Origin of the sequence: Bradyrhizobium iriomotense, assembly GCF_030160715.1 — a bacterium.
GTDB classification, from domain to species: Bacteria; Pseudomonadota; Alphaproteobacteria; order Rhizobiales; family Xanthobacteraceae; genus Bradyrhizobium; species Bradyrhizobium iriomotense.
On sequence record NZ_BSOW01000038.1, the window covers coordinates 26,284 to 39,712 of the forward strand.

Sequence of the window (13,429 nt, forward strand, 5' to 3'; positions counted from 1 at the left end):
CTTTTGGACGAGAAGCCTTAGGGGTCTGGTAGACCAAAGCTGACCGGAGCTGACGGTTTACGAATTCGCGACGCTATCGCGCGGAAAGCAGCGCCAGGCTTCTGCAATATCGTTGATTATGTCAACCGGGACCTGCTCAAGGCAGCGTGCCACCGTGCGCCGACACGCCACCTCATCTCTCCGCCCAAATCGCCTTGATCGCGGCCTGAGCGCATACGAGATTCTGCCCCTCTGGGCCGGCGTTTCCCCAAGGCCGGCCTATACGTGTAGTCCCACTCGCTCACAGCACGTCATCGGTCCGGATTTGGCACTGCGTATGTTTGATTTTTGGCTCACCGCGGAACAACGCAGTGGTCAGCATCGCGGCGGCAATTGAGGGCAGACGGCCATCGGCGAAGTCAGACGAAACCGACGCGACATGAACCATGTCGGACACTAGATAGCTGAATCCGGGCGGATGAAATGCAGTGCGCGCATGCAGCGAGTCGTCTGTCTGGATGGTCGCCGCGATTCGAATCATCCGATGAGCCAGCGTCCCTTGTGGATATCGAACTTCACCAAGCCTTCGTCTCGCATTTTCAAGAGGAGGGCTTGGCAAGCTTCTTCATTCGCGACATTGGCGCGTTTCATGACCTCGTACATTTTGAGCGGCTTCTCGCGGAGCGCACGCAGGATATTTTCTCGATCATTCAGCACGACTGGACTCCTACCGTCATCAAGCGCGTTAGATCACTGAGAGTACGAAAGCTGATCTTCCGTAACTATCCGCTCGATTTTCTCCGACTTACTCTTGATGCGATATCTAAGACGTCCATCTGCCTCGATGGGCATGAGTTGAACGATGGTGTAAATCATTGGTGGATCAGTTGCGGCACGTCCTTGTGGACGTTGGGGCTGGTGGAGAACGTCTTCATTCAGCTTATAGGCATATGCCATGTGTCCGCCTCTAAAGATTTACGGCTGCTCTAGCGTGGACCATGCTGTGATGCAATGCATCCCTTGGCTCAGGTTCGTGAAAGCAAAACGAGCGCTGCAGCGGCGCGACTGGGTCCGAAAGAGCTTAGGAGTGCGTCAGCAGGCGTGACCTAATACGTCTCGAATACGCATTAGGTGTCCGTGGCCGCATTGACCGGAGGCGGAACGAGTTAAAACAAGCGTTCCATGAGCCGATCGCCCGCTGCCATCTAAAGCTACGCAGTGCAGAAGTGCAGTTCCCGAGCAGGTGTTGTTGCGATTTGGTGTCCGCGGGTGAATGCTGTCGGCGCGGGCACTATGGAGGGCAGCATGAGCAAGGCCACTCTCGACAATCGCCACCGCAACAAGGATGGAGAAATCAGCGCCAAACACGGAAACACCCTCATTGGCACATTGCGCAAAATGTACGGCCGAAGTTTCGCAGCCGGTTATCCTGATACCGAGAAGCTCGGCGAGGTTCTACCTAAGCTGAACGAGACATCGTTGAGCCAGCTCCGCCGTGATCATGAGACCGGCCACTTGGAGCACAAGATCACCAAAGCCTCGAAGTGAGGCCGTACGCCGGAGGCACAGGATGACCGACGATCAGGAACGATCCCTGCGCCAAGCTGAACAGAGAGCGCCTTGCAGTCGCACATCACGAGGTGGTCATGCAAGAAGAGGCGAAGAAGTCTGTTGATATTCGCCAAAACATGGCTCGCCTCAGGGAGCTAAGGCTGGCCAAGGAAGCGCAAGAACTTCGGACGGAAACTTCCAAAACAAACCAGCACGCAAGACCGAAACCGAAAAAGCGATTTAGATAAAGGGCCGCCTGAGCTGGCGGCCTCTTTTTCGGATGTCGCCGGTTGGCCCTACGGCGAAGTCCGACTCGGCTCCGAAATGGTCCGCTTACCGGGGATAGATCAGAACTCGTTTGGTGGCTTCGAATAAACGGGAAGAGTTGAAGAACGACGGCCGGGAATGAGACGACGGCGCTACGCTGCAACAGGCGGTTGATGCTTACTGCACATCTGGGCGATGTCGGCCGTTACGTCTTCAAGCTGCCAAGGCTTTTCCCACCGGCGGACATTCTGAAACCGGCTGGGAATCATGTCGGCACAATAGCCAGTCGTGAAAACGAATGGCTTTCCGTTGCGCATAAGTTCATCCGCCAACGGATAGCTGGTTTCGCCGCGCAGGTTCACGTCAAGCACGGCGACATCAAAGCTATCGTGAGAGACAGACAATGCTGCTGCGAGTTCGGGAATAGGTCCGATCACTTGGGCGCCGCGCGTTCGTAGCGCATCTGCAAGGTCGTCACCGACCAAATACTCATCTTCAACGATGAGAACGCGGCAGCCCTTCATGGGGGCTTGGTGGATCATCTTTACCACCTATCGCAATGTTCCGCTCAGTAGGACAAATGCCTATTAGCGAAAACGTTCCGACATTATGTTCCAACTTCCGCGCCTTTGCGGAAAGAAACCGGCGCGCGCACGGCGTTGCACGCGCCACAGTGAAGCCAGTTTCGCCCTTAGCGGACGTGCCCCAACGGAATGGCAAGCGACAGCGCCTTTTGGCGCAAGCTGCCAACAGTGCGTTTCATTTCCTTGGCGATCTTAACAACAGGCGTGCGCGCCTTGGAGTGGGCGCGCAGTTGCTTAACGTCCGCTGCGGTGTATTCGCGGCGGACAATTTTCTTAGTTTTCTTGGCCATTACGTCTTCCTGCTTTTGGGAAGGCGCTTCCTAGCACGAACAGCCAGCTTGGCAATGCGTTTTGGGCTATGGCCCGCCGATGCGCGGCCGACAATTTGCGTACATCATTCGGCAGCAATGCACACGCGTTCGCTACTTTTTTATGTGAGTGACCACAACGAGCGCCATATACCTTCGTATCGGTCCGTGCCCCCTTTAGATGATCGAAGTTTACCTAGGTTCAATTGAGCCGATCGCGATCGTCTTATCTATTGTGGTGTGCGGTAGCGCTCCCGCTATCGTTGCCCTCCTTGGGCGTTTCCTCCCTAGACTTGGGCCGCTTGTGGCAGCACAGGCGGTCTTTCTTCTTGTGCTTTAGGAGCGTGAGAAACTGCGGGCCCGCGCACCGCGCCTATTGAGATATTTGGTGCAAGGGAAGCCGACCCGCTCCTGTGCATTGATGTTCGGCGCGATTTTGGCTCGGGGAATACAGCCACTCGTCCATGTTTGCGCTCCTCTCACGCGCGTTCGGAACAGAAGGCCCCAGACCCTTGTTCAATCGTCCAGCCTCCAACTAAGGAGAAGGGCAATGATTACTTACAGACTTATGATCTTGGGCGCCGTGCTCGCCGTCAGCACCAGCCCGGTGAATGCCGGCCCCTGCGACACGGCGAGCCGCGATGCAGGATCAGGGAATGTCCCGGGCTATACCGGACAAACCACCGGCTCCACTGCAACCGATTCCAAGCAGCAACCGCCGACATCTTCGATGAGCAAAGCCTCGGAGCATACCGCAACATCGTCGGAAGACGCGCAGCGCCAGATGCAGAGCCAGCCCACCGTTGCCGAGCAATCGACGACGACCAGCCCGCACCTTCCGCGCAGTCGCCGGATAGGACGGCAGGCACGGTCGAGCAGACCCGTCCCGAACCCACTGAACAATCAAAGAAAGCGACGGCCGGGGCGGCTGAGCCCGCACCGTCCCAGAAAAAGGCGACGGACTGCTAGAAGCGCGGGAGACATGAGCTCAAAGGGGAACGTATCGAGGGCGGCCCGAACGTGTAGCGGACATGGCTAGCTCGGAAACAGCTTGTCCCGAATGTAGCGAGATGTCGGCGTTAGCCTGATCCGTCGCGGCTTGCGCCACACCGCCTTATCGATTTCCTTTTTGTCACCGATCTTCCAAGGGACCAGAGGCCTGCTTGACCACGAAGATCGCATCGCTCATCTTTCGTCCGGATTGGCGATTTTTGCTCCTTACTTCCTTCCACAACTTCAGCGGCCCAAGTTTGAGCCTTGGCAGTTCTTCCCTGATCTCACGACGAAGGCACTTTCTTTCACTCTCGCCAGCATGTTTGCGGCCGCCTGGAAACATCCAGAGCCTATCGCGCCGTCGTCTGACGAGGAGCACGCGCCCCTTCTTCGCAGCAACGAGCTTTGAGGATTTCGCCATATCCCGTCGAATCGATCTGACAAGTCGATGTCAGTCTAGAGCGGATGGTTTGATCTGCAATCATGGGTGTTTTTTCGGCTCCGTACTATCCCGGGGTAAATCTCACGGATCGTGACCGCGCGCCTAGGCTCCGCTATTTTCCGGAGCATGCTCGACATCTTCGACATTCTCGAAGAACCTAAGTTCTGGTTCGCGCTGGCCAGTGGACTGGCTCCGATCGTGGTCGCCATCATCATCTTGTGGCTCCGCCGATGAAGTCGCCAGCGACACCTTCTGGTTCCGCTGCCGTGCAGGATGTCGCCTGTTGGCCCATCGCTTCAGTTGGCGCAGTGCAGCGGGATGTCTGAAGTTAGGGGTAGATCGGGCGTGGCTAGCGAACTACAAGAATGTCGAGATTGACCCCGAGCGGACATTGCCGCTCAAACCTGCTAAGATGGACGCAGGAATAGGTGGCGTACCCGCTTAAGTCAGGCGTTCGTCCTCGCCCACCGCGTTTGCAAAGAAAATGCGAACACTAGTACTTGTTTGGTTGCTGGCCGTAACGGCGACATTGGCGGTGGCGGAACCGTCGCCGCGCACTGCTCTTGTTATCGATGAGCCTGATCCGTCTAGCGGGATTCCTACGACGTTTTCCGCCACATTGAGAGCAGCCCTCAACAATTTCAGACCGAGCGTGGCGGTATTCGGTGAGACCCTCGATTTGAAGCGATTTTCCGGTCGGAAACAGGAAGCCACTCTGCGGACCTATGTTCAACAAAAATATAGTGATGTGCGTTTTGGTGTCATTGTGGCTGTGGGGGCGTCAGCCTTAGACCTTGTGAGGCGTTGGCGATCAGAACTATGGCCAGACGTGCCCGTCGTGTTCGCTGCGATCGACGAGATGACCGCTGCCAGACTCGAACCTGACCGCAATATGACTGGTTTGGTTATGCGGCGAACGATTAAATCAACGATGACAGTTGCGCATATCCTCGTTCCCGACCTCAAGCGCCTTGCTGTGTTGGGTGGATCGCTCACGAAGGACCCCTACCGACTTCAGTATCTGAAAGAGCTTCCAGCCTTGGCTGGCCAAACAGAACTGATCAATCTGACCGGCTTACCCTTGAATGTGCAGGCCGCTCGTGGAGCTTCACTCCCAGACAAAACCGCGATCTTCTACACCTCCCTTTTCATCGATGATGAAGGAACACGTTATTCCTCCCCTGATGCTCTAACTGTGATTGCTAGGGTGGCAAACCGACCGATTTTGGTCGATGTGGAATCGCTAATCGGATTTGGTGCGACAGGTGGGTTTGTTCTGAACAATGTTGCCTACGGTCAGGAGGTGGCGGCCCTCGCCGCCCGGATTCTCGATGATGCCAGCGTTGCTGCGAACCCAATTGTTGTAGGTGAATTTACCAAGCCAGTATTCGATTGGCGACAGATGCAGCGCTGGGGCATCAGTGAACATGGTTTGCCGCCAGATACGGAAATCCACTTCCGTGAAACCAGTGTATGGCATGATTACGCTTGGCCCATTGCCCTAACGTTCGGGGTTATCGTATTGCAGGGTGGGTTGATTTCTCTTCTCCTCCACGAGCGACATCGGCGTCGATACGCTGAAGTACAGTCGCGGCAGCGCATGTCCGAGCTTGCGCGTGTCAATCGCTTTTCAACGGCGGGCGAATTGACCGCCTCAATTGCGCATGAAATCAACCAGCCGCTAGGCGCTATTCAGACGAACGCTGAGACGATGGAATTGATGCTTCGGTCGCCATCGCCGGACCTCGAAGATCTCAAAGAGATAGCTATCGATATCCGGCGTGATCAAGATCGCGCCAGTGAAGTCATTCGTCGCTTGCGAAGTATGTTGAGGAAAGCGCCGTTTGAATCCAGCGATATCGACCTGAACGAACTTGTTCGCGAAACTGAGGAATTTCTTTCTGCACTCGCCGTTGCGCGGCAAGTCGAATTGACCAACGCCCTCGCTCTGACGCCTCTACCCATCAAGGCTGATCGAATTCAGCTACAGCAGGTCATATTGAACCTCATTGTAAACGCAATGGATGCAATGTCCGATATACCAGTCGGCAAGCGCAAAATCAGCATTCAAACCACGCGCAACGACCGTCTTGGTGAAGTGTCTATTTCCGATGCCGGTCCCGGCATTCCGCCGGATAAGGCAAAGCAAGTGTTTGAAGCGTTCTTCACGACAAAGGCAGAGGGGATGGGGATTGGGTTGTCGATTGCGCGAACAATCGTCGAGGCCCACGGTGGTCGCATATGGGCAGACAATCAGGCAACAGGCGGAGCCGTGTTTCATATCAGCCTGCCACTCGCTGAAGGTTTGTAAGACGCGCCTCTTACCGCTCGCGCTCGTTTTTTGAAATGTCGCCTGTTGGCCCTTTTTCGAAGTGGCGGTCGACACCGAAAACGTCCGGTTATCGGGATAGACCAGAAGCTATCGGCGGGCGGTAAAACCGACGCGACTGACCCGCTAAGGACATCGCTTGAAGAACGCGTTCTCAGGAGAGATCAGAAGCGAGCAAGCTTTTGCGAGAATATTGCATTGGTCGCATTTTCGACTTTCCAACAGAATGGGCTCATCGCGTCGGTAGCGAATGTCCGCTCTTGCGCCGCTTGTGGGTGATGAGCGGACGTTCGACCACCGCGACGTTGACGCCTGGCTCAAGCACCACGGCATCCTGCGCGGCGGGTTCCGGGTGCAGTGACCCGTGACGTGGGCGGTTTTTCGCCGGGGACAACATCGGCGAAGTTCGTCGGGCAGGATGCGGACGAGCAAGCGTATCCGGTCCTTCACTGGCTGCGGAAACAGGCTAAGGTTGCAGCCCCATCAAGGGTTAAAGGACAAGCGCGATGACCACAATCAAGCTCTTGGCGACTGGATTGATCGCGATCACCGTGCTTACAACGGCCGCCGTGGCTCGCGAGAAATTCGCAGCCGGGCGAACGCGCATCACAGCATACGGCACGCCCTGTGATATATTCAATACCGGCCCCGGCGGCTGCTGGATTGTCTGGGAGGGCATTCCAATATGGTTCGGTCGATCGGTCCGGGGCGTGCCCGGCCGCATTTGCGACGACGGAGACAATGCGAGGATATGTTGAGATGCGGAGGCTAGGAGGCGCGCCGCGTCATCCGAGGCCATCGCCGCGCGGCGGCTTCAGCGTGCAGTGATCCCCGCCGGATTGCTTCACAATTTGGCCGACCTATCTCAGGCCGATTTTGTATGAGCTTTGCGCGCCGACCAGGGCCGCCAAGTTTCCTTCCGGTCCCAACTGGCTTCACGAGATCAAGTACGATGGACCATGTACTTCCAAAAAAGGAGCGTACCGATGCCTGACCTAAGGGAAAAGCAACGCGAAGCCCGCCGGAAGATCATTCGCCAATGGGCGAAGCTTCCGAAGGATAAACGGCAGTCTATGGAGGGGATTTCTGAATTCGCCAGGACCGCCGCACAGCAGAACGAAAACGCATTCATACGCAGTCATCGCGATCCGTACGAAAAGATCAAAGCTGAACGCATCGACGATGATGATGAAGTATCCGTCGCGCGAGACAACCAGATCCTAACAGATGCGCAGGTCAGCAACCTGCTTCGAGCCGCACGCGAGATCGACGGCGAGCAGGGATTCGAAGGCGACTTGTATCGCCTCGTCGTGTGCCTGGCAGCAACCGGTGCGCGATTTGCGCAAGCAAGACGAATGCGCGTCGGCGATGTTCAGGCAGAAGAGCATCGCCTGATGGTGCCAGGTTCCTACAAAGGCCGTGGCGGCAACGGTGGGTCCGTCCCGTTTCCAGTGGGCGACGACATCATTGAGGCATTGTCGCAGGGAAATTTGGACCGCCCCAAAGAGGCTACTTTATTTGAACGATGGAGCTATGACCAGGAAGTTGGTACCATGGTTTGGAGAAGGTCAAAACGTGGTCCGTGGAAAACGGCAGAACTCACTCGCCCCTGGCGTTCTATCCGCGAGCACGCAAAGCTACCAGAAGCTATTCCCTACGCGTTGCGACATTCCAGCATCGTCCGCGGCTTGCGAAACCGACTATTCAGCACGTTGCTAAACTGCACAATACTTCCGTGAAAATGATCGAGCGGCACTACGCCAAATACATTTCCACAGCTCTAGAAGATCTCGCTCGCGCGGCAATCGTGCCGCTGGTTCCGCGGCATGTCGAAACGGTGATCGGAGGCACATAAGCGATTTAGCTCTCCTGCCATCGAACACGCCGCGATGGCCAATCGCAGTTAGTCCGAGATGATGAAGCACGCCGGACCATCGACCAGGGGCCACGGCAGCAAACCTCTTTCGCCATGAGAAGTTGCGCGGACGGTCTACTCCGTGGGGCTCTCAATGGATCGAGATTTCTCCTACGCAAAGGGGTCATTGGCGCGTACAAAACTCCTTAGCGTAGAGGGAAACACCCCAGAGTGCATCCAGTCGGTCGGAGAAGCGAAGATTATTTTCGGCATCAACTGAAAACCATGATCGAGCTGCGGCTCTCGCTTTCTGCGTTCGGCCACGACGTACACAGGGCAATCGCTCACGTCAGCGCTCTCATGGTGCCAGGAGGTGCAGGAGCTTCGGATCGTGGCGCACCGCCGACGCGCGACCTTCAAGAACGACGCGTCCGCGATCGAGGACATAGGTGTAGTCCGCCAAATTCAGGGCGAGCTCGAGGTGCTGCTCGACGATGACGACGGCGGTATTTTTGATGAGCTCCCGCAAGCGCTCGGCAATCTCCTCTATGACGCCGGACCACACACCTTCCGTAGGTTCGTCCAGCAGCAGGAGCTTGGGCCTCGACAAGATGGCCCGGCCGATCGCCAGCATTTTCCGCTCGCCGCCCGAAAGCGTTCCTGCCGGCTGCCCCAAGCGCTGACCGAGCTTCGGGAACCAGGCGAGCACCTGATCGATCGGCGACAGGTCTCGGTTCAGCAGCGCAGCCACCTCGAGGTTCTCGCGCACGGTCAGCCGGTCGAAGACGGCATGCTCCTGCGGCACATAACCGAGACCCAAACGAACCCGACGTTCGGTTGGCAGCCGCGTGATGTCGTGAAGATCCATGGCGATGGTCCCGCTGCGGGCCGTGAGCTCGCCGACGATTGTCTTCAGCAAGGTCGTCTTGCCAGCGCCGTTGCGACCGAGCACTGCCACGGCGCCATGCCGTGGCGCTGCCAGCGTTATGTCGAACAGGACCTGGCTGCGGCCGTATGCGACAGAAAGCTCGCGGACTTGAAGGAACTGCGGCTCGAACACGGGTGAGGGCTCAGACACGGGTAAGATAGACCTCCCGCACTTTGGCGCTGCTCTGGATGTCGCTGACCGTTCCGCAGTCGACCACGTTGCCCTGATCAAGGACGGTGAGTCGATCGCAAATACTGCGGATGAAATCGAGATCATGTTCGACGATGACTAGGGAGCAGCGATCTTTGAGCGCTATCAGCAGCTCGCCGGTGACGCGCCTCTCTTCGAAGCTCATTCCGGCAGTCGGTTCGTCGAGCAAGAGCAGCCGCGGCTCACAGGCGAGAGCCATCGCGATTTCGAGCCACTGCTGTTGACCGTGGGACAGCGCGGCCGCTCGCTCCGTGGACCGCTCGACCAGCCGAAACTGCTCAAGCACGTGCATAACTCGTTCATGGAGCGTCCCGCGCGTGCGCGAAAAGATCAGACTAGAGATCGGGTTTCGCGCCTGCAGCGCCAGGAGCACGTTGTCATAGACGGTAAGCGCCGGGAGCACGCTGGTGATCTGGAACTTTAGGCTGAGGCCGGCGCGCGCCCGCTGTGCTGGTGCTTCCGCGGTAATGTCCCGCCGTGCGAAGCGAATAGTCCCCTTAGTCGGCAGCTCGGCGCCGGCTACGCATTTCAGCAGTGTGCTCTTGCCAGAGCCGTTGGGACCGATCAGACCGTGAAATTCGTTTTCGCCAACAGTTAGGTCAACGCCGCGCAAGGCCATGAGTCGTCCAAAAGCCTTGGTAACCCCGCATACTTCAAGCAGCGGCATCGTCCGCTCCTGCGGCCACCCGACGAGGCGGCAAAAAGGGGCGGCCGAAGCTGCCGACCCGCTCCTGCTCGGACACCACGAGCCCGATCAGTCCGTTGGGCCAAAACAAGGTGACGACGAGCAGCAGCAGCCCGAGGATAATGGGCCAGATCTTAGGAAAGCTATCGGCGAGCCAGAAGCCTGCGAATTCGATGGCGATGACGCCGATGACGGGGCCGATCAGCGTGCCTACGCCGCCCAAAAGCGCGTAGAGGACGATTTGCGTCGATAGCACCGTACCCAGCATATTGGGCCACACAAAGCCCTCATGGAAGGCGTAGAGGCCGCCTGCGAATCCGGCAATCGCTCCCGCCAGAGAGAACACGATTAGCTTTAGCTGCGGCGCCTCGTAGCCGAAGAAGGCGATGCGCGCCTCGTGCTCGCGTACGCCCGCAAGCGCGAGTCCGAACTGCGAACGCACCACGAAGCGACAAACGAGATAGACGATCGCAAGCACGGTGAAGGCGAGATAATAATAGACGGGCCCCTCGGCAAATACGTAGCCACCAGCGGTCATCGGCGGGATTGAGGGGATGCCATTCTGCCCGCCGAGATAATACCAGTCGCGCGCCAGCCGGTCGGCCACGTAGGAGCCGGTGAGGGTGCCCAATGCGACGAAGATCGTGGTCGGCGGATGGCGCCCGAGCAGCACGAACGCCCCGATGACAAACGACAAAATCAGACCGATGGCGAGCGCAGCCGGCAGGACGACAAAAATGGATGTAATCTCAAGGTCGCGAGCTAGAAGGGCCACGCCGTATCCTGCCGCGCCAAAGAACAATGCCTGCCCGAAGCTCAGGATGCCGGAGTAGCCCCAGACGAGATCGAAGCTCAGTGCGAGCATCGCTAGGATGAGGACGCGCGTAACGAAGACGGTGAGATAGTCGGCGAGCATGATCGGCGCCGCCGCGAACACGACAAGTAGCACGATCTCCAGTCTCGGAATCACTTGGCGCCGGCGATTGCGGAGCGATCCGGAGCTGTTTGACGATGCTGCGGCCGTATGGTCGGTCAGCATTTAGCACTCCATCGGATCGACGAGACCCTCGCTGCGCGTGACTATCTCGAAAATTCCGTTCTTGGCGACGGCCGTGTACATGTTCATCTTGCAGTGACGCTTACCTGGCACGATTTGAGCAGGCCCGCCCGGTCCCTCGCTGATCTTGGCGTGGTCGAGCGCCGCGGCGACATGCTCGCGGTCCAGATTGCCCGCCTCTTTCACCGCCAGTTCCCAGAGCTTCAGGCCGCGATACATGCCCGTCGCAGCGCCCGCAAAGAGGATTTTGCCGGGGAATTGCTCGTCGTATTCCGCCTGGATTCTAGCACTGCCCGGATCCTGGGCCGTCACGGCGCGGAAGTAGTCGAGGCAGCTGGCCAGCCCTTCAATTTCGTGGGGTGCGTTGAGGTTCAGCGCGTTCTCGTCATAATAGACGCAGGCGAGCCGCCCGCCGCGCTTGTCGAAGCCAGCCTGGTAGAGCTGCTTGAAGAAGGGTCCTACACCCGGTGCAATAATGGTGTTGAACACCACTTCGACCTTGTTGCTCATGATGGTGTTGATGGTAGCACCGTATTCCACTTGGTCGAGTGGGTAATATTCCTCGAAAATCACCTCGCCGCCGTTCTTCTCGATGAGCTCACGGGCGTACTTATTGAGGACGTGCGGCCAGACGTAATTTGCGGACGGTAGCGCAAAGCGCTTGCCGCCGTTCTTGATCAGCCAGGGGATGATCTGGTCGCATTGCTGCGCTGGGGTCGGTCCGGTGCAAAAGAGGTAGGGCATGCATTCCTTCCCCTCATATTGCTCTGGATAAATGTAGAGCGTCTTCCCGCGCGTGACGATTACGTCCTTGATGGCATTGCGCATCGAACTGGTGATGCCGCCCAGCACTACGTCGACCTTGTCGCGCTGGATGAGTCTGCGGACATTGGCGACGGCGACCGATTCGGTCGAAGCCGTGTCTATGATGAAGAGTTCGATCGGGCGACCCAGAATGCCGCCGGCATTGTTGATGTCCTTCACCACCATGTTGGCGACGTTGGCGGTGGCGTTGCCTACGTAGGCGATGGGGCCAGTAAGGTCGGTGGCGATACCGACCTTGATCGGTGCCGCCGCAGAATTCGCCCAGTCGGGCCGAATGACCCAGCCGCTGACGCAGGTTGCGATCGATCCGCTCATCCAGGCGGCACCCTGTAGAAAACGCCGTCGGCCCATCATGGGAGCGACGCGGCTAGCCTTAGTCTCTTTACGCATGGTTCACACTCTCCTTCCCCCAAAGGCCTCCCGGCTTGATCTTGACGAAAACGATCGCGATGACGAAGACCAGGACGTCGGCCAGCGCCGGCGCTACTGCCCAGGGTAGCGCCGCGCTCAAGACGCCGACGATAGCGGCACCCGCCACCGATCCTTCGAACGTGCCAGTGCCGCCCAGCATGATCGCGAGGAAGCCCTGGATGAGGAAGCGGATGCCGAGATCGGCAGAAAGCGAGAACACCGGCACGACCAGTGCGCCGGCGAGGCCAGCGAGGGCCGCGCCGAAGGTGAAAGTGACGGCATAGAGGGCGTTCGTCGAGATGCCGGACGCGCGGGCGAGAGACGGGTTCTCGAGCGCCGCGCGGACGCGCAGCCCGAAGGAAGTCCGGGTCAGCAGCAGGTAGCTGGTGAGCATCACCGCCGTGGTGATGACGACGATTGCGAGCCGCCAATGCGAAAGTTGCACGCCCGCGACGGTGAGCGAGCCGGCGATCGGCTCCGGGACCGAGATATAAAAACCGCCAATGAGGCTGCGCACGCACTCCCGAAGGATAAGGCCGAGCGCGTAGGTTCCGAGCATCTGCAACGGGAGGGTTGGCATAGAAGCGCCGGATAACAAGGCGCTCGAGAATGAAGCCGATAGTCGCCACCACGAGTGGCGCCGCGAGCATGCCGAGCCAGACCGGCAATCCGATGCTATGGAAGAGATACGTGGTGTAGGCGCCGAGCAGAACGAACTCGCCATGGGCGAAGTTGAAGATGCCCATCATGCCGGCGATGATGCCGAGTCCCAGCACCACGAGGACAATGACGGCCCCGAAGCTCAGAACCTCGAAGGTGGCGTTCAGCGCGGTTTCCATGTCGCTTCGCCTGCCCGGAGGATCGGAAGGCCCGCAGGTGGCGGGTCGCCCGTCGTACTCAGCAAGACTAGAACGCCACGCTGTTTTCTCCAATCGCCTCCGCTCGCCGAGTGGTTACCGAAAACTAGATTCTGGTCAAGTAGCCTGTCGGGCATTCCGCCTTGGG

At 58.2% G+C, this 13,429-nt stretch carries 11 protein-coding genes and 2 pseudogenes; 3 read left to right on the forward strand and 10 right to left on the reverse strand.

Annotated elements, in window-relative coordinates; genetic code table 11:
* Nucleotides 1–280 precede the first annotated feature (280 nt).
* Both QQL28_RS37835 and QQL28_RS37840 read right to left on the reverse strand, forming a co-directional pair.
* A complete protein-coding gene (locus QQL28_RS37835) occupies nucleotides 281–520 on the reverse strand; it encodes a hypothetical protein (RefSeq protein ID WP_284273901.1) in 240 nt (79 codons plus the stop codon).
* A complete protein-coding gene (locus tag QQL28_RS37840) occupies nucleotides 517–696 on the reverse strand; it encodes a hypothetical protein (RefSeq protein WP_284273902.1) in 180 nt (59 codons plus the stop codon). The genes QQL28_RS37835 and QQL28_RS37840 overlap by 4 nt, the downstream gene beginning before the upstream one ends.
* Before the next feature lie 588 nt (nucleotides 697–1,284).
* Between QQL28_RS37840 and QQL28_RS37845 the strand changes: the two genes are divergently transcribed.
* Nucleotides 1,285–1,527, forward strand: coding sequence for a hypothetical protein (locus tag QQL28_RS37845; RefSeq protein WP_284273903.1), 243 nt, complete (start codon nucleotides 1,285–1,287; stop codon nucleotides 1,525–1,527).
* A gap of 422 nt (nucleotides 1,528–1,949) precedes the next feature.
* Here the strand turns inward: QQL28_RS37845 and QQL28_RS37850 are convergent, their stop codons facing one another.
* The 3 genes and pseudogenes from QQL28_RS37850 to QQL28_RS37860 form a co-directional block, all read right to left on the reverse strand.
* Entirely contained in the window at nucleotides 1,950–2,339 is a 390-nt protein-coding gene (locus QQL28_RS37850) for a response regulator (protein WP_284273904.1), read from the reverse strand.
* A 149-nt stretch (nucleotides 2,340–2,488) separates the two neighbouring features.
* Nucleotides 2,489–2,671, reverse strand: a complete 183-nt coding sequence (locus QQL28_RS37855; protein WP_284273905.1) for a hypothetical protein — start codon at nucleotides 2,669–2,671, stop codon at nucleotides 2,489–2,491.
* A 1,053-nt stretch (nucleotides 2,672–3,724) separates the two neighbouring features.
* Nucleotides 3,725–4,103 (reverse strand): annotated as a pseudogene (locus QQL28_RS37860) (NUDIX hydrolase).
* A 505-nt stretch (nucleotides 4,104–4,608) separates the two neighbouring features.
* On the opposite strand from QQL28_RS37860, the gene QQL28_RS37865 reads away from it, so the two are divergent.
* Together QQL28_RS37865 and QQL28_RS37870 are read left to right on the forward strand one after the other, a co-directional pair.
* Nucleotides 4,609–6,435: a sensor histidine kinase gene (locus tag QQL28_RS37865; protein WP_284273906.1), complete on the forward strand. Its 1,827-nt coding sequence runs from the start codon at nucleotides 4,609–4,611 to the stop codon at nucleotides 6,433–6,435.
* 1,004 nt (nucleotides 6,436–7,439) lie between these two features.
* On the forward strand, nucleotides 7,440–8,192 hold the full coding sequence (locus QQL28_RS37870) for a site-specific integrase (protein ID WP_284273907.1): 753 nt from the start codon (nucleotides 7,440–7,442) through the stop codon (nucleotides 8,190–8,192).
* A 474-nt stretch (nucleotides 8,193–8,666) separates the two neighbouring features.
* Here the strand turns inward: QQL28_RS37870 and QQL28_RS37875 are convergent, their stop codons facing one another.
* The 5 genes and pseudogenes from QQL28_RS37875 to QQL28_RS37895 all read right to left on the reverse strand — a co-directional run bounded on the left by QQL28_RS37875 (nucleotide 8,667) and on the right by QQL28_RS37895 (nucleotide 13,263).
* Nucleotides 8,667–9,368, reverse strand: coding sequence for an ABC transporter ATP-binding protein (locus QQL28_RS37875; protein WP_284273908.1), 702 nt, complete (start codon nucleotides 9,366–9,368; stop codon nucleotides 8,667–8,669).
* Nucleotides 9,369–9,378: 10 nt separating this feature from the next.
* Nucleotides 9,379–10,113, reverse strand: coding sequence for an ABC transporter ATP-binding protein (locus QQL28_RS37880; RefSeq protein WP_284273909.1), 735 nt, complete (start codon nucleotides 10,111–10,113; stop codon nucleotides 9,379–9,381).
* Nucleotides 10,100–11,170, reverse strand: coding sequence for a branched-chain amino acid ABC transporter permease (locus QQL28_RS37885; protein WP_284273910.1), 1,071 nt, complete (start codon nucleotides 11,168–11,170; stop codon nucleotides 10,100–10,102). Before QQL28_RS37885 ends, QQL28_RS37880 begins: the two co-directional genes overlap by 14 nt.
* Nucleotides 11,171–12,367 carry a substrate-binding protein gene (locus QQL28_RS37890; protein ID WP_284273911.1) on the reverse strand — a complete coding sequence of 399 codons (1,197 nt, stop codon included), beginning with the start codon at nucleotides 12,365–12,367 and terminating at the stop codon, nucleotides 11,171–11,173. It abuts the gene before it with no gap.
* 28 nt (nucleotides 12,368–12,395) lie between these two features.
* A pseudogene (locus tag QQL28_RS37895) lies at nucleotides 12,396–13,263 on the reverse strand (branched-chain amino acid ABC transporter permease).
* Between the last annotated feature and the right edge of the window lie 166 nt (nucleotides 13,264–13,429).

Coding starts and splice junctions, on each gene's coding strand:
- QQL28_RS37835 (WP_284273901.1), bottom strand. CDS start 520: ATGATTCGAATCGCGGCGACCATCCAGACAGACGACTCGCTGCATGCG.
- QQL28_RS37845 (WP_284273903.1), top strand. CDS start 1,285: ATGAGCAAGGCCACTCTCGACAATCGCCACCGCAACAAGGATGGAGAA.
- QQL28_RS37850 (WP_284273904.1), bottom strand. CDS start 2,339: ATGATCCACCAAGCCCCCATGAAGGGCTGCCGCGTTCTCATCGTTGAA.
- QQL28_RS37855 (WP_284273905.1), bottom strand. CDS start 2,671: ATGGCCAAGAAAACTAAGAAAATTGTCCGCCGCGAATACACCGCAGCG.
- QQL28_RS37865 (WP_284273906.1), top strand. CDS start 4,609: ATGCGAACACTAGTACTTGTTTGGTTGCTGGCCGTAACGGCGACATTG.
- QQL28_RS37870 (WP_284273907.1), top strand. CDS start 7,440: ATGCCTGACCTAAGGGAAAAGCAACGCGAAGCCCGCCGGAAGATCATT.
- QQL28_RS37880 (WP_284273909.1), bottom strand. CDS start 10,113: ATGCCGCTGCTTGAAGTATGCGGGGTTACCAAGGCTTTTGGACGACTC.
- QQL28_RS37885 (WP_284273910.1), bottom strand. CDS start 11,170: ATGCTGACCGACCATACGGCCGCAGCATCGTCAAACAGCTCCGGATCG.
- QQL28_RS37890 (WP_284273911.1), bottom strand. CDS start 12,367: ATGATGGGCCGACGGCGTTTTCTACAGGGTGCCGCCTGGATGAGCGGA.